Source organism: Staphylococcus sp. 231237_7MaSpsaltlick (genome assembly GCF_043107035.1).
In genome coordinates, this window is the sequence record NZ_JBICNX010000017.1 from 73,558 (window position 1) to 93,456 (window position 19,899).

Genomic DNA, 19,899 nt, shown 5'->3' on the forward strand with positions numbered 1-19,899 from the left:
AAATAATAAATCTAAAGTAATGATTCAATCACTACTTTAGATTATCAGATTTCTATAAAATGGGGGACAATAATTGAGAAATACTCTCTTTGAATTTAACCCATAATCCACGTTTGTCGTAAATAGATTGAGTCAGTTTGGTTGATACCTTTAAATCATGTTCAAATGCATCTTTTAGTAATTGTGCAATTTCAGTATCATAAATAAATGCATTTACTTCAAAGTTTAAAGTGAAACTACGATGGTCCATATTAGCTGTACCTACACTAGCTACTTCTTCATCTATAATTAATGTCTTAGAATGTAAAAAACCATGTTGATACTGATAAATATTCACTCCAGCATCTAGTAAAGATGCTACATTATTATAAGTTGCCCAATAGACGAATGGATGATCTGGCTTATTCGGTATCATTACATTAACATCAACGCCACCTAAAGATGCAATTTTGATAGCATCTAGGAATGCTTGATCGGGAATAAAGTATGGTGATTGTAAATAGATTGATTTTTTTGCTGAAGAAATCATTTTTAAATAGCCATATTTAATCTGTTCCCATGTCTCATCTGGGCCACTAGAAGCTATTTGAATCCCTTTACTGCCACCAGAATCGACATCTGGAAAGTATTTCTCAGCATATTTCAAATTATCTCTTGTGGATTGCGCGTTCCAGTCCAACATAAATCTTAATTGCAATGCATTAACCGCATCTCCAACGATTTTCAAATGTGTATCTCTCCAATAACCGAATTTCTTTTTTAAACCAAGATACTCATCACCAACATTAAAGCCACCCACATAGCCAATGTGACCATCAATTATTACAATTTTACGGTGATTTCTATTATTCATTCGGAGATTAATTAAAGGTAATTTTGAAGGGAAAAATGCTTCGACATGGCCACCCTTTTTGCGAAATGCTTTAAAGTCTTTGATAGATAATCGTCTAGATCCCATATCATCATATAGCATTTTCACTTCAAGACCTTCATCTAGTTTATGCTCTAATGCTGTCAGTATACGCTTTCCTAAGTCGTCATTTCTGAAGATGTAATATTGGATATGTATATAATCCTTCGCATTATATATATCGTTAATTAAACTATCAAATTTTTCTTTACCATCAGTAAATACTTGAATATCATTGTCAGTCGTCAAAAAGGCTGCATTGTTATAGAGGAGCATTTGTACCATATCTTTAAACTTAACAATTTGATGATTACCTTTTGAAAATTCATCATTTTTCAAAGCTTCTAATTGTTCATTTACAATCATTTCTATACCGACTTTGTCTTCTTCATCTAAAGAGAAAATACGTTCTCTTTGTATTTGACGTCCAAATAGTAAATAAATAATAAAACCGAGTATAGGCAAGAGCAGTAATACTAAAATCCATGCCCATATGGAACCTGCAGAGCGACGTTCCATAAAAATGATTGTGAAAGCAAAGATAAGGTTTAATATAAATGCACTAATTAAAATAACATTAATGACTACATTTGTATGGTAAAAAGTTAAAGAAAATATATCTATCATATTAAACCTCCACACTAACTCAATATTTATTGAAAATTATAAAAGTCTTAATTATTGTAACATGCTCAGTTAGGTTTATCACTTGACTTATACCTATTAGGGGTATAATATATTTTTGAATTGAAAAATGGAGGCGTATATTTATGAAAGAGACAGAAACTGCGCATCATTCAGAGCAAACAAAATCTAATTTGAAATCACGATTAAACCGAATTGAAGGACAAGTGCGCGCAATTAATAGAATGATTGATGAAGATGTGTATTGTGATGATGTATTAACTCAGATTAGAGCAACGCGTTCTGCCTTAAATAGTGTCGCGACGAAATTATTAGACCATCATATGAAGAGTTGTATTATGGATAAGGTCAATCAAGGACAACAAGAAGAAGCGATGGAAGAATTATTAGTTACATTTCAAAAGTTAATGAAAGATTAGAGAGGGAATAGCAGTGCAAACAAAAAGCGTACAAGTTAGTGAATTAAATGATCAAACTAAATTAGAATTATTAAATCAGACTTTGACTGAAATTGATGGTGTCAAGTCAGTCCAAATGGATACCGATGAGCATGTCATTACAATAAAATTTGAAACACCTGCAAGTTTAAATAATTTAGAAAAAGCAGTTTACGATTTAGGATATACTGTATTGTAAACTATTAACAATAAATAGTAGTTAACAATCATAATAAAATTGTTTTGGATAAAGTTTATGAGGTTATTTTTTACAACTTAACTTTAAAGCTAATTAATTATGTCTATTTTTATACTAATCACAATATTTAATTAAAAAAAATTGAATATAATGTGGTAATTGTTATATAAATCGGGTAATATGAAGTAGAAGCTTGAAAGTTAGGGGTGATGATATGAATAAGGATAACCAAAAAATTCAAAATGTAGTTAAACTATTATCATCATTAGGGGTAAACATTAAGAAGACCAAATCAAGATTTGAAGTGATGCATACTTTACCAGCTACTGTTAAAACCGCTAACGAATTGAAATAGTCACCTATTAAAACGATTGGAGCAACGCTCTCGTCGTTTTTTTTATAGAAATAGCCATGAGATAATGTATTGATTATCTCATGGCTATTTTCATGTTTGTTTATGTGTGCGCTAATGGTTGTTGTTCAGTACTTGTACTTGGTGTGTATTGCTTTGGCTGATGATACGTGATTGATAGCAAGACACCAACGCCACACATGAGACTCCATAATGAACTACCACCGTAACTAATAAATGGTAACGGAATACCAGTAATTGGTAATAGCTGAATTGTCATGCCTATATTTTGTAAGACATGGAATAAGATTAATGCTACATATCCGATAATAAATAGTTTACTAAATGGCATTTCAATTTTACTAGCTAATCGGATTAGGTGGAAAATAAGTGCTAAATATACAAGCAATAATATTACCGAACCAATAAAGCCAAATTCTTCACCAATAACTGAAAAAATAAAGTCTGTATGGTTCTCTGGTATATATACTTCGCCGTGATTGAAGCCTTTTCCAAAAAGTTGACCCGAACCAATGGCTTTCAACGATTCTGTTAAATGATAGCCATCACCACTGCTATAAGTGTAAGGATCTAACCATGAACTAATTCTACCCAATTGATAGGTCTTTATGCCGAGTACACTTTCTATCAATGAAGGTTTATAAATAATAGAAAGTATTATCGAAGAGCCTAGTACAAACATTGCTATAAACAAGGGTGCTAATATTCTCCAAGAAATACCACTTACGATAATTACACCTACAATAATGGCACAAATGACTAATGTTGTTCCTAAGTCATTTTGTAATAATATTAAGCCCATTGGAATAATAGAAACACCAATAATTTTAAATAATAATTTAAAGTCAGTTTCTATCGTGCGATTAAAGGTAAATTGGTTGTGTTTAGATATTAATTTGGCTAAAACTAAGATCAACACGACTTTCATAAATTCTGAAGGTTGAATGCTGATTGGTCCAAATTTATACCAACTTTTTGCACCATTGATGATTGGGGTAAACGGTGTCTCTGGAATAATAATGAGAATAAAAAGACCGATGCAAAGTATGAAATATAATAAGTATGTATATTTCATCAACTTTTTAGGTGATATTAGCATAATTAAGCCAGCAATTATCCCACCGAATACGTAATACAAAATTTGTCTGATACTGAAATTGGCGCTATATTGCCCGCCACCCATAGCAGAGTGTATGATTGATACACTTATGATTGCTAATAGAGCGAGAATTGCGACGAGTTTCCAGTCTATACGACGTATCCAATGATTCTTTTTTAATTGACGTGAAGTACTACTCATTTCCTACTCCTTTAAAAAGCTAAATTTCTCTATCTATGTATCATATGTCGATTTTACCGAATTTTAAAATATTTTGCTAGAAGTAGGGGTCTCAAAATATAATTATTATAGATTTAAGCCACATAAAACGGTAAAATATGGTGAGCAATACATTTAATGAAGTTCTATTTAATAAAATGAAAAATAATCTATTGTTATACCACTTAACAAATGCAAAAGACTATTAAGTCGTGATATGATGTAGTTTAAGAATTGTATATGGAGGCAAAATTATGGCTAAGGAAAATGTGTGTATCGTATACGGAGGGAAAAGTGCAGAACATGATGTTTCAATTTTGACAGCACAAAATGTCTTGAACGCAATTGATAAAGAGCAGTATCAAGTAGACATTATATACATCACTAATGATGGTGACTGGAAAAAGAAAGAAAACATTGTAGATTCAATTACTGACATAGACACTTTACGTTTATCTGATATATCTGCAGGCGAAATTTCTCAATTATTAGGTGTTGGAAGTTCTGGAGAAAAATATAGCGCAGTATTTCCATTATTACATGGACCAAATGGAGAAGATGGAACGATACAAGGTTTATTTGAAGTATTAGACCTACCATATGTAGGAAATGGTGTACTTGCAGCGTCTAGTTCAATGGATAAACTTGTAATGAAACAGTTATTTGAACATAGAGGCTTACCACAATTACCGTATGTGAGCTTTTTAAGAAGTGAATATAATAAGTATCAACACAATATTTTAAAACTTGTGCATGATAAATTAGAATTCCCAGTGTTTGTTAAACCAGCAAACCTAGGATCAAGTGTAGGTATCAGTAAATGTAATAATGAAGCTGAATTAAAGCAAGGTATTGAAGAAGCCTTCCAATTTGACCGTAAATTGGTGATTGAACAAGGTATCGAAGCGAGAGAAATCGAAGTAGCAGTATTAGGTAATGATTACCCTGAAACAACATGGCCAGGTGAAGTAATTAAAGATGTAGCATTTTACGATTATAAAGCGAAATATAAAGATGGTAAGATCAAACTAGATATTCCTGCAGATTTAGATGAAGAAGTTCAAATGACATTGAGAAACATGGCAGTTGAAGCCTTTAAAGCAACTGACTGTTCTGGGTTATTACGTGCAGATTTCTTTGTGACAGAGGATAATCAAATCTTTATCAATGAAACGAATGCTATGCCAGGATTTACAGCATACAGTATGTACCCAAGTTTATGGGAAAATATGGGGCTGTCATATTCTGATTTAATTAAGAAATTGATAGAATTAGCTAAAGAAAAGCATGCAGACAAACAACAAAATAAATATAACATTGATTGAGGCGAATAAATCATGATTGAAGTAACTTTAGAACAAGTCCAAGATTGGATACCTTGTGAAATTGATAATGAATACCTAGATTATACGATTCGTGGTGTTAGTATTGATTCACGTGTAATCAATGAACAAAATTTATTTATTCCTTTTAAAGGTGAACATGTAGATGGTCATAAATTTGTACCGCAAGCCTTAAAGGATGGTGCAGGTGCTGCCTTTTATCAGAAGGGTGTACCATTAGACAATAATGATGTCGATGGTCCAATCATTTGGGTTGAAGATACATTAGTTGCATTACAACAGTTAGCAAAAGCGTATTTGGATTTTGTGAATCCAAAAGTTATTGCAGTAACTGGATCTAATGGTAAGACGACAACTAAAGATATGATTGAAAGTGTATTAAAACCTCAATTTAAAGTGAAAAAAACACAAGGAAATTATAATAATGAAATTGGCTTGCCATTGACGATACTGGAATTAGATATTGATACAGAAATTTCAATCTTAGAAATGGGCATGTCAGGTTTCCATGAAATTGAAAGCTTATCACTTTTAGCAACGCCAGATATTGCTATAATCACTAATATTGGTGAGTCTCACATGCAAGATTTAGGATCACGCGAAGGTATTGCGCAAGCTAAATCAGAAATCGCCATCGGTTTAGAGTCAGGAGGACTTTTCATATATGATGGAGATGAACCTCTACTTGTTCCTCATGTGAAAACACTGACTGATTGTGAGCAAATCAGTATTGGTAAAGGTAATGACAACAAATTAACTTGCCAAATTAAAGAAGTGAAAGATAGTGGTATTACCTTTGAAATTAATGGTTCTGAAAGTTATGAGTTACCTATTTTAGGTGAACATAATATGAAAAATGCGAGCATAGCTATTGCAGTTGGTAAGCATTTGAATTTAAGTTACGCTCAAATCTATAATAATTTAAAGGCAGTCCAATTAACGGGTATGAGAATGGAACAACATCATTTAACAGATGGAACATTGTTAATCAATGATGCATATAACGCTAGTCCAACAAGTATGAAAGCAGCTATTGATACGTTGTCTGGAATGGATGGTAGAAAAATTCTTGTTCTTGCAGATGTCTTAGAGTTAGGTGCAGACAGTAAATTAATGCATGAAGCGGTTGGACAATATCTAGCTGACAAAGGAATAACTGCATTGTTTACATTTGGAACAGAAGCCAATTATATTCATGATAGTGGTAAAGGCTTTGTTCAAGAAGCACAACACTTCGAAGATAAGCAAGCGTTGATTAATGAACTTAAAGCTTATAAAGAACCAGCAGATAAAATTTTAGTCAAAGGTTCAAGAGGAATGAAATTAGAAGAGGTTGTTGAAGCCTTAAAATAGTTTTAATTTAATATCAATTTAAGTCTTTCTTGCTATTTTATAATGAAAAGCTAATCGACACGTGTAAAGTCGGTTAGCTTTTTTGTTGTGAAAATAGTATGTGATACTTCGATAATAGGATATTCTTATTAGATTTTTAAAAAATAGAGGTAATAAAACTATTGTATGTAACACTTGTTTGGTAAATCATCTTCAGTAACAACTTTTTTTCAAAAGATAATCTTCTTCGATAAAATATTAATCAAACGCTTACAACCTATATCTTACAACATTTTTAAAATTGTATTATTTATTTTTATGAGTTATTTACGTTCTATTATGAAATTTGGTTTATTGCGATTATACACTTGAGGTGGTACTATTAAGAAGTTGAAGAAACTTAAGTGAACATATATGTATTGAAATACAGATAAATAAAGGAGAATTATATTGCAAAATTTTAAAGAATTAGGGATCTCGGATAAGGTAGTTGAAACCCTAGAATCTATTGGGTTTACTGAGGCCACACCTATACAAAAAGATAGTATCCCTCTTGCCTTAGAAGGTAAAGACGTTCTTGGCCAAGCACAAACAGGTACAGGGAAAACTGGTGCGTTTGGTATTCCATTAATCGAAAAAGTAATGGGTAAAGAAGGCGTCCAAGCTTTAATCTTAGCTCCTACAAGAGAGTTAGCGATGCAAGTAGCCGAATCAATTAAAGAATTTAGTAAAGGACTTAACGTTCAAGTCGTTACTGTATTTGGTGGTATGCCGATCGACCGTCAAATCAAAGCACTTAAAAAAGGCCCTCAAATCGTGGTTGGTACACCAGGACGAGTGATTGACCATTTAAATCGTCGTACATTAAAAACAAACGATATTCACACATTAATCTTAGATGAAGCAGATGAAATGATGAACATGGGCTTTATCGATGATATGAAATTTATCATGGATAAGATTCCTGCTTCACAACGTCAAACAATGCTATTCTCGGCAACGATGCCTAAAGCAATTCAAACGTTAGTTCAACAATTTATGAAATCACCATCAATTGTTAAAACGATGAATAATGAAAATTCAAATCCTCAAATTGAAGAATTCTATACTATTGTAAAAGAATTAGAAAAATTTGATACATTTACGAATTTCTTAGATGTCCATCAACCAGAGCTTGCTATTGTATTCGGCCGTACGAAACGCCGTGTAGATGAATTGACAAGTGCATTGATTTCTAAAGGTTATAAAGCTGAAGGATTACATGGTGATATTACACAAGCTAAACGTTTAGAAGTACTTAAAAAATTCAAAAACGATCAATTAGACATTTTAGTTGCGACAGATGTAGCAGCAAGAGGATTAGATATTTCTGGTGTAAGTCATGTATATAACTTTGATATTCCTCAAGATACAGAAAGTTATACACATAGAATAGGACGTACTGGTCGTGCAGGTAAAGAAGGTATTGCGATTACATTTGTTAATCCAATTGAGATGGATTATATCCGCCAAATTGAACAAACAAATAAACGTCAAATGCAAGCGTTAAGACCACCACATCGTAAAGAAGTATTAAAAGCGCGTGAAAGTGATATTAAAGGTAAAGTCCAAAAATGGATGTCACGTGATAGTGAACCACGATTACAACGTATTGCTTCAGAATTAATTGAAGAATATAGTGACGTTAACTTAGTAGCTGCGTTATTACAAGAATTAGTGGAATCAAATGATGATGTAGATGTACAATTAACATTTGAAAAACCACTTTCTCGTAAAAACAGACAAAGTAAAGGTCCAAAACGTGGTAACAATAAACGCGGTAATAAATTTGATAACAAAAATCGTCGTTCAAAAGGCGGTTATAATAAGAAGAAAAACGATCGCTCAAACGATCGAAATAATAATAAAAAGTCAATGAAAGGTAGAACTTTCGCTGACCACAAGAAATAAAACGAACATGACCATATATGAACTTTAGGTTTAATCATCCCATTAATAATGGGATGATTTTTTTGTTCTTACCTTAAAAAACATGAAGGAAATTTGCTATTAATAAGCAATATTATTAAATTGTTTTAGCATTAATTTAAAAATTGATTGTTTACTAAAATGATTAAAGTTGCTATGTTATAATAAATTGAAAACAATATAAAGGAGTGTAACAATGGCAGAGTTATCTGAATTTGTACGTAGTCCTAAGCGTGCAAAAACATATTTATATATATGCGAAGGGCTCTCGTTTCTTATAGGTTTAGTTGTCATATTGGCGTTGATTTATTTATGGCAGCACTTTAACTGGTGGCATTTTTTAATTTATGTATTTATTGGTTTAATCGTTATCAGTTTTATTTATATGCTCACTATACCTTGGATAAAATATAGATACATGTTCTATAGTATTAATGAACATTATGTACAAGTTAATCAATCATTTTATTTTAAATCAGCTAAATATGTTAAGTTAGAGCGTATTCAATTTCTGGAAATTGCGAGTAACCCACTTTTAAAGCGCTGGGGAATAGCTAAGTTGACAATAGTAACTGCTGGTCATGAAATAGTGTTTCCTTTAATGAACGTTAGCGATGCTTTGGCTTTTGAAGCGTTAGCTATGAATTATTTAGAAGGAGTGGATTCAGATGTATAAACCGCAAAAACTTCATCCCATTTCTTATTTAACAGGTGTAATACAGGCAATAAAAGAAAATATTATTTTAGTCATTATTTTCTTAATTTTTAATTTGAAAAATTTTGATTTTACGGATTTTAAGTCATACATATATCCAGGTATTGTTTCGCTTATATTTATAATTTCATTCTTATTTCGTGCGGTAAAGGTATATAACACACGATATTGGATCGAGGACGATCACTTTATATTGGATACCGGCGTGTTTACTAAGGAAAGAAAAGAATTAAATATCAGAAGAATCCAATCAATGGATACATCCCAAAGTTTGATTAATCAAATCGTAGGCGGAGTCAAAATTCAAATCAAAACGCCAAGTGACGGTATTGATTTAGAAACAGTGTCGAAGCAACAAAGTACTTTAATACAAAGTGAGTTGCGACAAGCACAACAAAACTTACTGGCAAATCATCAAGAAATAGAGCAAAATGAACCGACACAACAACATGTCTCTGATTCAAAACAACAAACGTCACATCAACAATTATATAAATTATCATTTAAAGAGTTACTGTTAATGGCTCTGACAAGTGGTGCAATTGGCGTAGCGTTTGCAACATTATCTCCAATCATTGGCTCACTTTCTGATAAATTACCATGGGAATGGCTAAACAGTGAATTATCTCATATAAGCCAAGCTATCTTTGTAATTGTTTTAATTATTGTTGGTATTATTTTATTGCTGAGTTACATAGTAGGAACTATAATTGTGATATTTAAAAACTTTAATTACACTGTCACGGAAAGTGATCAACAATTAAACATTTCATATGGCTTATTTAATGTTAAAAACATTACAGTACCAATTAATCGTGTGCAAGCCGTAGTAGAAAAACAATCATTTTTAAGAAAGATGTTTGGCTATACCTCTATACATTTTACGATTACAAGCGATATGGATGACTTTGATAAAGATGATGTGACATTAAATGGTAATGTGACAGTGTTACCCTTTATCAAACAACAAAAGGCATATGAAATTATTAAGCCATTAATGCCAAATATGAAATTTCAGTCTGTTCAACAAGGGATGCCGTGGAGTGGTTATCATAGATACTTCTGGATTCAATCTCTAATTCTATTAATCAGTAGTATAATTGTGGCATATTTTTGGCAAGTATGGCCAGTTTATTTAGCACTATTTATTATTGCTATATTGGCGTTGCATAGTATTATTGTAATAAAAAAATCAGGTTATACGCTTGATGGAGATGAGTTAGTTATAAAAAATACAAAACTATTCGGTTTTAAAACAACTTACTTTAAGCACGATAAATTATTGGGTATGGAATTAAAGCGTAATCCGTTTCTAGCAAGGAAGCAATTGATGAATTTTGTTTTTATTATTGCAAAAGCAAGCGGTAAACAGGAGATAGGTTTGAAATATAATAAACAAGAACATGTAGAGGCATTAAAAGAATGGTACTTAAGGAGGGAAGAGCATGAATCAATATAAACATATGGCCGAAGCAAGTAAACAGGCGATTCGCTTGAACTTTGGTATATGGTTTTGTATATTTATTGTTATTTCCATAGCACTTTTTATTGTAAATAAATGGTGGTTATCCTGGGTTACAGTCAAAGTGAGTATTTTTATTTTAGTGTTCATGTTAATTATATCTGTTCTATTTTTCATTTATGGTGTGGTGTTTCTACCATTGATTTACTATAAAATTTTTGAATATAAAATCGATAATGAGACAGTAACTATAAAAAAAGGGTTATGGTTTAAAAAAAGATATGCAATACCTTTATTTAGAATACAAAACGTAGATACTCATAGAGGTATGATTATGAGAAAATATAATTTAGCAACGTTAACGTTATCAACTGCAGGTGGAAATAAAGAAATTAAATTAATTGATATTCAAGAAGCAGACAAAATTAAAGCAATGATAAAGCAACAACATAACATGAATTCAGAAATACAATAAAATATTATAGGTGATGTGAAAATGATATATGGTATTGGTGTCGATTTGATTGAGATTGATAGAATCACTCAACTTTATCACCATCAGAAGAAGCTTGTTGAGCGTGTATTGACTATAAATGAACAAGCAACGTTTCATAGTTTTAGTCATGAACCGAGAAAGATGGAGTTTTTAGCAGGGCGGTTTGCATGTAAAGAAGCCTTTAGTAAAGCGTTGGGTACTGGACTCGGTAAAACCATTGCTCTAAATGATATTGACTGTGTTAACGATGAATTTGGGAAACCAACCATTGCATATGACGGTTTTTATGTTCATGTTAGTATAACGCATACAGAGCATTATGCTATGAGCCAAGTGATACTCGAAAAAAAATAAAAAGTTAGTATTTTTAATTTGGATATCTCATCAAGCTTGTTATAAAATTGTTTTAATATATGTAGGAAATTTTATTTTATCAAAACAGGAGGTTAATGCTTTATGTCCGATAAGTATTATAGATCAACCTATGTGAATGTTGATTTAAATGCAATTGTTTCGAATTTTCAAGTGTTTCAAAAATTACATCCAACTAAAACGGTTATCCCAGTAGTTAAAGCAAATGGCTATGGATTAGGGAGTTTACCGATTGCACGTCAACTCATGAAAAATGGTGCGGAATTTTTTGCAGTAGCTACATTAGATGAAGCAATTGAATTACGTATGCATGGTATCAATGCTAAATTACTCGTACTTGGCGTTATTCCAACTGCGGATATTAATAAAGCATTACAACATCGAGTTGCTGTAACAGTGCCTTCAAAAGCATGGCTAGATGAAGTCATAACAAACCTTCCAAAAGAAAATGAAAAGGATCAATGGTTCCATGTTAAGCTTGATACAGGTATGGGCAGATTAGGTGTGAAAGACGTATCAGAATATAAGAAGATTATTGAAACGATTGATACCCATGAACACTTAATTTTTGAAGGGGTATTTACTCATTTTGCTTGTGCAGATGAACCAGGAGACTCTATGAATCAACAACAAAATCTATTTGAGGAAATGGTTAATCAAGCCCGTAAACCAGAATTTATTCACTCTCAAAATTCAGCAGGTGCATTAATGAAAGATACCCAATTTTGTAATGCAGTTAGAATTGGTATATCACTATATGGTTATTATCCATCACATTATGTCAAAGATAATGTTAAAGTACATTTAAAACCGAGTGCGCAATGGATTAGTGAGGTAGTACAGCGAAAAGTATTGCAACCAGGAGAATCGGTGAGTTATGGCAGTATATATACTGCTACAGAACCTACTGAAATTGGAATTATCCCTGTAGGCTATGCAGATGGTTATCCAAGGTTAATGTCTGGGGCTTATGTCAATGTAAATGGTCATCAGTGTGAAGTGATTGGAAAAGTTTGCATGGATCAAATTATCATTAAAGTGCCAGCCGAAATTAAAGTAGGAGATAAGGTGATTTTAATGGATCATCATGTAGATACACCACAATCAGCTGAAGCATTGGCACGACAACAACATACAATTAATTATGAGGTGCTTTGTAACTTAAATAGAAGATTGCCACGAATATATCATGGGACTGAAGTCGTAGAAATAAATAATGAATTACTAAAATAGTATAGTCACTGTATTTAAAATTTGTTATTATATATCTAACAAGTAAACATAATATATTCTATTTTTAGTCACATGGAGGTCTTTATTCATGGTAAGTATCACGCAAAGCAGAAATCATAATAGCATAGAACAACTACTAAAAGAAGGTTATTCTCAGATGGCCGATTTAAACCTCTCCCTTGCAGCAGAAGCTTTTCCATTTGAATGTGAAGCTTGTGATTGCAATGAAATTTATATCAGCTCTAAGAATAACAATGAATGATGAGAAGAGGAGACGTCTATTTAGCTGATTTATCACCAGTTCAAGGGTCTGAACAAGGGGGAATTAGACCTGTAGTTATCATACAGAATGATACTGGAAATAAATATAGTCCTACCGTAATTGTTGCGGCAATTACAGGTAGGATAAATAAAGCTAAAATACCTACACATGTAGAAATAGAAAAAAGTAAATATAAACTTGATAAAGATTCGGTGATTTTGCTTGAGCAAATAAGAACTTTAGACAAGAAAAGGTTAAAGGAAAAGTTAACATATCTTTCTGAAGAGAAGATGAAAGAAGTTAATTATGCCATTGACATTAGCTTAGGCCTACATAATGTAAGAAACCACAAGCCTTAGTTATAATAAGTTTATTAAATAGGTCAACAAAATAATGAAGTATAGACATCTAGTCTCTATAGAATGCAATAAACACTTAATTGTAAGAATAAATGTAATCTTTCAGATTGCATATTTAAATTATTGTAGATATGACTTATGAAAGGATGTCAAAGTTTAAAAGCTTTAGGTTATCCTAAAGCTTTTTTATTACTTATTTATAAATAAAATATTAAAAAATAAACTGATATGTTTGTGATAATATATTCGGATGATTTATAATAAATAATTAAATATCGATGTATTTAAGAGTTATACATACATAATTACTTTTTAGATATGTTAAAAGGCGATGTATGCGATTTATATTTGCATTTTGAGGAGGAATTACCACGTGGAAGAATTCAAAAATCAATATAAAGCGCTAATTGATGAGAGTTTACATACAACAGATAGTACTGAATTACTAAAAAAGACGGAAGTCTTCACAAATGAAATCATAAAAAAAGATCTTTTGCCTGAAGACGTCGTACAAATTCATAAAGACTATGTTAAAAAGTTGGAATTAAGTGAAACTCAAATTTTAGAAACATTCAATGTGCTTAAAGAAGTTGTTAGAGGCTTCGGATATAATTATAGAGATTATCAAAGACTCGTTGATCGATTACAATATCATGATAAAGAAATTGATTTAGCTTCAAGACTTCAACAAACCATGTTAAAGACGGATATACCTCAGTTTGATAGCATACAAATTGGGGTCATTTCAGTAGCTGCTCAAAAAGTAAGTGGCGATTATTTTAACTTGATTGATCATAAAGATGGTACGATGAGTTTTGCTGTTGCAGATGTTATCGGTAAAGGTATACCTGCAGCGCTAGCGATGAGTATGATTAAATTTGGTATGGACTCATATGGTCATTCACAATTGCCAAGTGATGGTTTAAAGCGATTGAACCGTGTTGTTGAAAAAAATGTAAATCAAAATATGTTTGTGACGATGTTTTATGGCTTATATGAAGAATTAAATCATTTATTATATTGCAGTTCGGCAGGACATGAACCTGGCTACATATATCGAGCGGAAACTGAAGAATTTGAAGAAATAAGTGTGCGTGGTCGCGTGCTAGGTGTTAATCAACAAACGAGATATAAACAACAAGAAATACCCATTTATTTGGATGACCTTGTAATCATCTTTACCGATGGCGTCACCGAGGTGCGAAATGAATCAGGAGATTTTGTGGATACAGAAATTCTTTTAAATATGATTCATAAATACAAACATATGCATCCACAGGATATCGTGCAGTTATTATATGAAGCGATTTTAAAAGTTCAAAAACCAGAGAAGCGAGACGATTTAACGATATTAATTATAAAAAGAGTGAATTAGTTTTTAATAGACTAGGTTAGTTTTGCTTTTAAAGGGTATAAAAATTAGGAATTAGACTATAATTAGGAGTGTAATGTTATGAATCTTAATATTGAAACAGTAACTCATGATACATATTATGAGGTAAAAGTTGGAGGAGAACTAGACGTTTATACTGTTCCAGAATTAGAAGAAGTCTTAGTGCCGATGCGACAAGAAGGAACTCATGATATACATGTAAATTTAGAAAATGTGAGTTATATGGATTCAACAGGATTAGGATTATTTGTTGGAACGCTAAAAGCGCTAAACCAACACGATAAAGAACTATATATATTAGGTGTTTCAGATCGTATAAGTCGACTTTTTGATATAACTGGTTTGAAAGATTTGATGCATGTTAATGAAGGAACGGAGGTTGAATAACGTGCAACAAAAACAAGATTATATTGAAATGCGCTTGCCAGCATCTGCAGAGTATGTCAGTTTAATTCGACTAACATTGTCTGGAGTGTTTTCAAGAGCTGGCGCATCATATGACGATATTGAAGATGCAAAAATTGCCGTAAGTGAAGCTGTAACTAATGCAGTTAAACATGCATATAAAGACAACCCAGATAACGTAGGCATGATTAACCTATGTTTTGAAATCTTTGACGACAAAATTAAAATTGTTATATCTGATCAAGGTGATAGCTTTGATTATGAAGAAACAAAAGAAAAATTGGGACCATATAAGGAAGATGAAAATATTGATTTCTTAAGAGAAGGTGGTCTGGGTCTATTTTTAATTGAATCTTTAATGGATGAAGTTACAGTCGATAAACAATCAGGTGTAACAATCAGTATGATAAAGTATATTAAAAAAGAGCAGGTGCGAAATAATGGCGAAAGAGTCGAAATCAGTTAATGATGTATCACCTGAACAAATAAACCAATGGATTAAAGAACAACAAAATAATGAACACACTGATGCGCAAGATAAACTAGTCAAGCATTATAGAAAGTTGATTGAATCATTGGCATATAAATATTCTAAAGGTCAATCTCATCACGAAGACCTTGTTCAGGTTGGTATGGTTGGATTAATAGGAGCTATCAATCGATTTGACCTGTCATTTGACAGAAAATTTGAAGCTTTTTTAGTACCGACAGTTATTGGTGAGATCAAGCGTTATTTACGTGATAAAACATGGAGTGTACATGTGCCTAGAAGAATAAAAGAAATAGGGCCGCGTATAAAAAAAGTGAGCGATGAACTAACAAATGAGTTAGAACGTTCACCTTCAATTGAAGAAATAGCAGATCGATTGGAAGTAAATGAGGAAGAAGTATTGGAAGCTATGGAAATGGGACAAAGCTATAACGCTTTAAGTGTTGACCATTCAATAGAAGCTGACAAAGATGGTTCTACTGTCACATTACTCGATATTATGGGTCAACAAGATGATAATTATGATCTAACAGAAAAACGCATGATATTAGAAAAAATACTTCCTATTCTTTCTGAACGTGAAAGACAAATCATTCAATGTACATTTATTGAAGGACTGAGTCAAAAGGAAACAGGTGAGAGAATTGGTTTGAGCCAAATGCATGTTTCTAGACTACAGCGTACAGCAATTAAAAAGTTACAAGATGCTGCAAATAAATGATAATTAAAAGAGACAGTAACCTTTATCTAGGGAATCACTGTCTCTTTTTTATGTAAAATACATCTAAAGTATTTTGGTTTATAGTTAACAAACTTAGTAGTATACAGTATGTGTTAAAATAAAGATAAGCGTAAAAATGTATCAATTGGAGGACACTATGGATAGCAACTTAATACAATCTATTAGAGAAAAATATAATTTTACAACACAACAAATTAATGCGGTGTTGTCATTATTAGAAGATAAAAATACGGTGCCTTTTATTGCACGTTACCGTAAAGAACAAACTGGCGGTTTAGATGAAGTAGAAATTAAACAAATTGATGATGAATATCAATATATGGTTAATCTTCAGAAAAGAAAAGAAGAAGTAATTAATAATATTAATGAACAAGGTTTACTTACAGACGAATTAAAGCAAGATATTTTAAAACAAACGAAATTACAACGTGTTGAAGATTTGTATAGACCTTTTAAACAAAAGAAAAAAACAAGAGCGACTGAAGCTAAAAGAAAAGGTTTAGAACCATTAGCGATTTGGTTAAAGCAACCAAAATTGACTGAATCGATTGAGAGTAAAGCACAACAATTTATAAATGAGGAAGTTAAAGATACTAACGAAGCGATACAAGGTGCTCAAGACATTATCGCTGAGCATATATCTGACGAACCTAAATATAGAAAGAAAATCTTAAAAGATACATATATGTATGGTCAATTGGTAACTCAGAAAAAGAAAAATGCTGAAGATGAAAAAGAAATCTTTAGTATGTACTATGATTATTCAGAACCGATTAAAAAAATAGCGAATCATCGTGTGTTAGCAATTAATCGAGGAGAAAAAGAGAAAGTAATTTCCGTTAAACTAGAAATGGATATAACTGGAATTGAAAACTATATCCGTAAATATGAAGTGACATCAGAGCATGAAGGAACAGAATTTATTGTAGATGCTGTTAAAGATAGTTTGAAGAGATTGATAATGCCTTCAATTGAAAGAGAAATTAGAGGTGATTTGACAGAGAAAGCAGAAGCGCATGCAATAGACGTCTTCAGCGAAAACTTAAGAAACTTGTTACTACAACCACCGATGAAAGGTAAGCAAATTCTAGGTGTAGATCCAGCATTTAGAACAGGTTGTAAACTTGCTGTGATTAATCCTTTCGGAACATTTATTGCTAAAGGCGTAATGTATCCTCATCCGCCAGTAAATAAAGTGGAAGCTGCAGAGAAAACATTTTTAAAATATGTAAAAGACTATGATGTAGAATTAATCGCAATTGGTAATGGGACAGCTAGTCGTGAAACAGAACAGTTTGTTGCCAACATGATTCAAACACACAACTTAAATGTACAATTTATCATTGTTAATGAAGCGGGTGCATCAGTATATTCAGCATCAGAAATTGCTAGATCTGAGTTTCCTGACTTTCAGGTTGAAGAAAGAAGTGCTGTATCAATCGGTAGACGTGTGCAAGATCCATTAAGCGAATTAGTTAAAATTGATCCAAAGTCAATTGGTGTAGGTCAATATCAACATGATGTTAACCAAAAACAATTAGAAGGTGCTTTAACATTTGTAGTAGAAACAGCAGTTAACCAAGTTGGCGTTGATGTTAATACAGCTTCAAAATCATTATTACAATATGTTTCTGGATTGTCTGCTTCAATCGCACAAAATATTATAGACTATCGCGAAGAAAATGGAGCTATCAAACATAATAAAGAAATAGCTAAAGTTAAAAGATTAGGTGCTAAAACATTTGAACAAAGTATTGGTTTTTTAAGAATAGTCGATGGTCAAGAGCCACTTGATAATACATCTATACATCCAGAGAGTTATGAAGTGACTTATCAACTTTTAAATGAACTAAATTTATCAACAGATGATTTAGGAACAGATAATTTGAAAGAAGCATTAAATAAAATTGATATTGCAGAAATTGCTACTCGGCTAAACATTGGAGAACCAACATTAGAAGACATAACTAAATCACTTATTGCACCTAACAGAGATCCACGTGATGCTTATGAAACACCAATTCTAAAATCTGATGTACTTTCTATCGAGGACTTATCCAAAAATATGAAATTAAGCGGTACAGTGAGAAATGTTGTGGATTTTGGGGCGTTTATTGATATAGGAGTAAAACAAGATGGCTTAGTACATGTATCTAAACTATCGAAGAAATTTGTTAAAAATCCAATGGATATTGTGAGTGTTGGTGATATTGTAGATGTATGGATATTAGATATTGATGAGAAGAAAGGAAAAGTTTCATTAACGATGATTGATCCAGTTGAATAATAAAGAATTGCAAAGGTTAACTGAAAGCATTTCTGAGAATTTGTTCAATAAAAAATTTAAGCATAAAGCCTATTTTAATAAGCGATTACGAACAACGGGCGGTCGTTATTTACTTAAGTCACATAATATAGAAGTGAATAATAAGCAATTTGATACGTATGGTACTAAGGCAGTGATTGATATTATCAAACATGAATTATGTCATTATCATTTGCACCTTGAAGGTAAAGGTTATCAACATAGAGATAAAGATTTTAAAGAATTGAGTAGGATAACTGGCGCACCAAGATACTGTTCTGCAATTACAAATTATGAAGATCGAGTAAAGCACGTTTATCAATGTAATCATTGCGGCACAGAATTTAAAAGGATTCGCAAAGTAAATACTCAAAAGATGGTTTGTGGTATTTGTAGTGGAAAATTAATTGAAATATGTTAAATAACAAATAGTGTATTATAAGAACACCATTATCGGAATATCGATAATGGTGTTTTTTAGTATTATTAGGCAAGTTATTATAGATAATAGTAATAAATAGAGAAAATATTTTGAGTTAGTGTCAAATTTCAATATTTTCTTCGGTGGAAATGTTGACGATAGTTTGTATATGTTATAAGATATTAAACGTTGCGAAAATAATAAGTAACAACATTAATAAATCTTAAACATTGTTAAAGCAAATTTAAAAAGTTGTTGACAAAGCATTACAAATAGATTACAATAATATTTGTAACTTTAAGAGAACCGTTTTGCCAAGCGGTCGTGGCGGAATGGCAGACGCGCTAGGTTGAGGGCCTAGTGGGAGTAATCCCGTGGAGGTTCAAATCCTCTCGGCCGCATCAAATAACTTCTTAATAATATATTAACACTATTAATTTGCGGGTGTAGTTTAATGGCAAAACCTCAGCCTTCCAAGCTGATGTTGTGGGTTCGATTCCCATCACCCGCTCCATATATACATTAATGAACATTGAAAACTGAATTGCAATATGTCAACGTTAATTCCGAACACAACGATAATCGTTGGTTCAAAAAACGTGTTAATGATAACACAAATTAGTATTTTATGAGCTAATCAAACATCATAATTTTTTATGGAGAGTTTGATCCTGGCTCAGGATGAACGCTGGCGGCGTGCCTAATACATGCAAGTCGAG

21 protein-coding genes, 2 tRNA genes and 1 rRNA gene are annotated in these 19,899 nt (G+C 32.0%); 22 read left to right on the forward strand and 2 right to left on the reverse strand.

Features of this window, described 5'->3' with window-relative positions; all coding sequences use genetic code 11:
• Positions 1–52: 52 nt before the first annotated feature.
• The gene (gene cls / locus ACF91D_RS23070; RefSeq protein ID WP_107590201.1) at positions 53–1,537 is read right to left on the reverse strand and encodes a cardiolipin synthase; all 1,485 of its coding nucleotides are present in this window, start codon (positions 1,535–1,537) and stop codon (positions 53–55) included.
• A gap of 143 nt (positions 1,538–1,680) precedes the next feature.
• On the opposite strand from cls, the gene csoR reads away from it, so the two are divergent.
• From csoR to ACF91D_RS23085, 3 genes are all read left to right on the forward strand, one after another.
• Positions 1,681–1,974, forward strand: coding sequence for a copper-sensing transcriptional repressor CsoR (gene csoR / locus ACF91D_RS23075; RefSeq protein WP_042739521.1), 294 nt, complete (start codon positions 1,681–1,683; stop codon positions 1,972–1,974).
• Positions 1,975–1,987: 13 nt separating this feature from the next.
• Entirely contained in the window at positions 1,988–2,191 is a 204-nt protein-coding gene (csoZ, locus tag ACF91D_RS23080) for a putative copper chaperone CsoZ (protein ID WP_107527438.1), read from the forward strand.
• 214 nt (positions 2,192–2,405) lie between these two features.
• The gene (locus ACF91D_RS23085) at positions 2,406–2,546 is read left to right on the forward strand and encodes an Lmo0850 family protein (RefSeq protein ID WP_107512514.1); all 141 of its coding nucleotides are present in this window, start codon (positions 2,406–2,408) and stop codon (positions 2,544–2,546) included.
• A gap of 100 nt (positions 2,547–2,646) precedes the next feature.
• Here the strand turns inward: ACF91D_RS23085 and ACF91D_RS23090 are convergent, their stop codons facing one another.
• A complete protein-coding gene (locus tag ACF91D_RS23090) occupies positions 2,647–3,864 on the reverse strand; it encodes an FtsW/RodA/SpoVE family cell cycle protein (protein WP_107590203.1) in 1,218 nt (405 codons plus the stop codon).
• Positions 3,865–4,136: 272 nt separating this feature from the next.
• On the opposite strand from ACF91D_RS23090, the gene ACF91D_RS23095 reads away from it, so the two are divergent.
• From ACF91D_RS23095 to ACF91D_RS23185, 19 genes are all read left to right on the forward strand, one after another.
• The gene (locus tag ACF91D_RS23095; protein ID WP_042739518.1) at positions 4,137–5,207 is read left to right on the forward strand and encodes a D-alanine--D-alanine ligase; all 1,071 of its coding nucleotides are present in this window, start codon (positions 4,137–4,139) and stop codon (positions 5,205–5,207) included.
• 12 nt (positions 5,208–5,219) lie between these two features.
• The gene (locus ACF91D_RS23100; RefSeq protein ID WP_107527984.1) at positions 5,220–6,578 is read left to right on the forward strand and encodes a UDP-N-acetylmuramoyl-tripeptide--D-alanyl-D-alanine ligase; all 1,359 of its coding nucleotides are present in this window, start codon (positions 5,220–5,222) and stop codon (positions 6,576–6,578) included.
• 429 nt (positions 6,579–7,007) lie between these two features.
• Complete coding sequence (gene cshA / locus ACF91D_RS23105) at positions 7,008–8,507, forward strand: degradosome RNA helicase CshA (RefSeq protein WP_042739516.1); 1,500 nt, start codon at positions 7,008–7,010, stop codon at positions 8,505–8,507.
• Positions 8,508–8,721: 214 nt separating this feature from the next.
• Entirely contained in the window at positions 8,722–9,201 is a 480-nt protein-coding gene (locus tag ACF91D_RS23110) for a PH domain-containing protein (RefSeq protein ID WP_119624587.1), read from the forward strand.
• Positions 9,194–10,699, forward strand: coding sequence for a PH domain-containing protein (locus ACF91D_RS23115; protein ID WP_107527564.1), 1,506 nt, complete (start codon positions 9,194–9,196; stop codon positions 10,697–10,699). Before ACF91D_RS23110 ends, ACF91D_RS23115 begins: the two co-directional genes overlap by 8 nt.
• Positions 10,686–11,177 carry a PH domain-containing protein gene (locus ACF91D_RS23120; RefSeq protein WP_107527563.1) on the forward strand — a complete coding sequence of 164 codons (492 nt, stop codon included), beginning with the start codon at positions 10,686–10,688 and terminating at the stop codon, positions 11,175–11,177. The genes ACF91D_RS23115 and ACF91D_RS23120 overlap by 14 nt, the downstream gene beginning before the upstream one ends.
• 21 nt (positions 11,178–11,198) lie before the next feature.
• Positions 11,199–11,552 (forward strand): holo-ACP synthase, encoded by a 354-nt coding sequence (gene acpS, locus ACF91D_RS23125; protein ID WP_107527562.1) that lies wholly within the window; start codon positions 11,199–11,201, stop codon positions 11,550–11,552.
• A gap of 102 nt (positions 11,553–11,654) precedes the next feature.
• Complete coding sequence (alr, locus tag ACF91D_RS23130; RefSeq protein WP_107527561.1) at positions 11,655–12,803, forward strand: alanine racemase; 1,149 nt, start codon at positions 11,655–11,657, stop codon at positions 12,801–12,803.
• An 88-nt stretch (positions 12,804–12,891) separates the two neighbouring features.
• On the forward strand, positions 12,892–13,065 hold the full coding sequence (gene mazE / locus ACF91D_RS23135) for a type II toxin-antitoxin system antitoxin MazE (protein WP_042739510.1): 174 nt from the start codon (positions 12,892–12,894) through the stop codon (positions 13,063–13,065).
• On the forward strand, positions 13,062–13,424 hold the full coding sequence (locus tag ACF91D_RS23140; protein ID WP_042739509.1) for a type II toxin-antitoxin system PemK/MazF family toxin: 363 nt from the start codon (positions 13,062–13,064) through the stop codon (positions 13,422–13,424). The genes mazE and ACF91D_RS23140 overlap by 4 nt, the downstream gene beginning before the upstream one ends.
• 373 nt (positions 13,425–13,797) lie before the next feature.
• Positions 13,798–14,799 (forward strand): SpoIIE family protein phosphatase, encoded by a 1,002-nt coding sequence (locus tag ACF91D_RS23145; protein ID WP_107527560.1) that lies wholly within the window; start codon positions 13,798–13,800, stop codon positions 14,797–14,799.
• 78 nt (positions 14,800–14,877) lie between these two features.
• Positions 14,878–15,204 (forward strand): anti-sigma factor antagonist, encoded by a 327-nt coding sequence (locus ACF91D_RS23150; protein ID WP_042739507.1) that lies wholly within the window; start codon positions 14,878–14,880, stop codon positions 15,202–15,204.
• Position 15,205: 1 nt separating this feature from the next.
• Complete coding sequence (rsbW, locus tag ACF91D_RS23155; protein ID WP_042739506.1) at positions 15,206–15,688, forward strand: anti-sigma B factor RsbW; 483 nt, start codon at positions 15,206–15,208, stop codon at positions 15,686–15,688.
• Positions 15,663–16,433 (forward strand): RNA polymerase sigma factor SigB, encoded by a 771-nt coding sequence (gene sigB, locus ACF91D_RS23160; RefSeq protein ID WP_042739505.1) that lies wholly within the window; start codon positions 15,663–15,665, stop codon positions 16,431–16,433. Before rsbW ends, sigB begins: the two co-directional genes overlap by 26 nt.
• A 157-nt stretch (positions 16,434–16,590) precedes the next feature.
• On the forward strand, positions 16,591–18,741 hold the full coding sequence (locus tag ACF91D_RS23165) for a Tex family protein (RefSeq protein WP_107527559.1): 2,151 nt from the start codon (positions 16,591–16,593) through the stop codon (positions 18,739–18,741).
• The gene (locus ACF91D_RS23170; RefSeq protein ID WP_107527558.1) at positions 18,734–19,180 is read left to right on the forward strand and encodes a SprT family protein; all 447 of its coding nucleotides are present in this window, start codon (positions 18,734–18,736) and stop codon (positions 19,178–19,180) included. The genes ACF91D_RS23165 and ACF91D_RS23170 overlap by 8 nt, the downstream gene beginning before the upstream one ends.
• A 318-nt stretch (positions 19,181–19,498) precedes the next feature.
• Positions 19,499–19,581 (forward strand) — tRNA-Leu (locus ACF91D_RS23175).
• A 39-nt stretch (positions 19,582–19,620) separates the two neighbouring features.
• Positions 19,621–19,694, forward strand: a tRNA-Gly gene (locus ACF91D_RS23180).
• 139 nt (positions 19,695–19,833) lie between these two features.
• Positions 19,834–19,899 (forward strand): 16S ribosomal RNA (locus tag ACF91D_RS23185); the annotation flags it as partial.

Bases quoted from the DNA above. Each gene is read 5' to 3' on its own strand.
- cls (WP_107590201.1), bottom strand. From the start codon at position 1,537: ATGATAGATATATTTTCTTTAACTTTTTACCATACAAATGTAGTCATT.
- csoR (WP_042739521.1), top strand. From the start codon at position 1,681: ATGAAAGAGACAGAAACTGCGCATCATTCAGAGCAAACAAAATCTAAT.
- ACF91D_RS23085 (WP_107512514.1), top strand. From the start codon at position 2,406: ATGAATAAGGATAACCAAAAAATTCAAAATGTAGTTAAACTATTATCA.
- ACF91D_RS23090 (WP_107590203.1), bottom strand. From the start codon at position 3,864: ATGAGTAGTACTTCACGTCAATTAAAAAAGAATCATTGGATACGTCGT.
- ACF91D_RS23095 (WP_042739518.1), top strand. From the start codon at position 4,137: ATGGCTAAGGAAAATGTGTGTATCGTATACGGAGGGAAAAGTGCAGAA.
- ACF91D_RS23100 (WP_107527984.1), top strand. From the start codon at position 5,220: ATGATTGAAGTAACTTTAGAACAAGTCCAAGATTGGATACCTTGTGAA.
- ACF91D_RS23110 (WP_119624587.1), top strand. From the start codon at position 8,722: ATGGCAGAGTTATCTGAATTTGTACGTAGTCCTAAGCGTGCAAAAACA.
- ACF91D_RS23115 (WP_107527564.1), top strand. From the start codon at position 9,194: ATGTATAAACCGCAAAAACTTCATCCCATTTCTTATTTAACAGGTGTA.
- ACF91D_RS23120 (WP_107527563.1), top strand. From the start codon at position 10,686: ATGAATCAATATAAACATATGGCCGAAGCAAGTAAACAGGCGATTCGC.
- acpS (WP_107527562.1), top strand. From the start codon at position 11,199: ATGATATATGGTATTGGTGTCGATTTGATTGAGATTGATAGAATCACT.
- alr (WP_107527561.1), top strand. From the start codon at position 11,655: ATGTCCGATAAGTATTATAGATCAACCTATGTGAATGTTGATTTAAAT.
- mazE (WP_042739510.1), top strand. From the start codon at position 12,892: ATGGTAAGTATCACGCAAAGCAGAAATCATAATAGCATAGAACAACTA.
- ACF91D_RS23140 (WP_042739509.1), top strand. From the start codon at position 13,062: ATGATGAGAAGAGGAGACGTCTATTTAGCTGATTTATCACCAGTTCAA.
- ACF91D_RS23150 (WP_042739507.1), top strand. From the start codon at position 14,878: ATGAATCTTAATATTGAAACAGTAACTCATGATACATATTATGAGGTA.
- sigB (WP_042739505.1), top strand. From the start codon at position 15,663: ATGGCGAAAGAGTCGAAATCAGTTAATGATGTATCACCTGAACAAATA.
- ACF91D_RS23165 (WP_107527559.1), top strand. From the start codon at position 16,591: ATGGATAGCAACTTAATACAATCTATTAGAGAAAAATATAATTTTACA.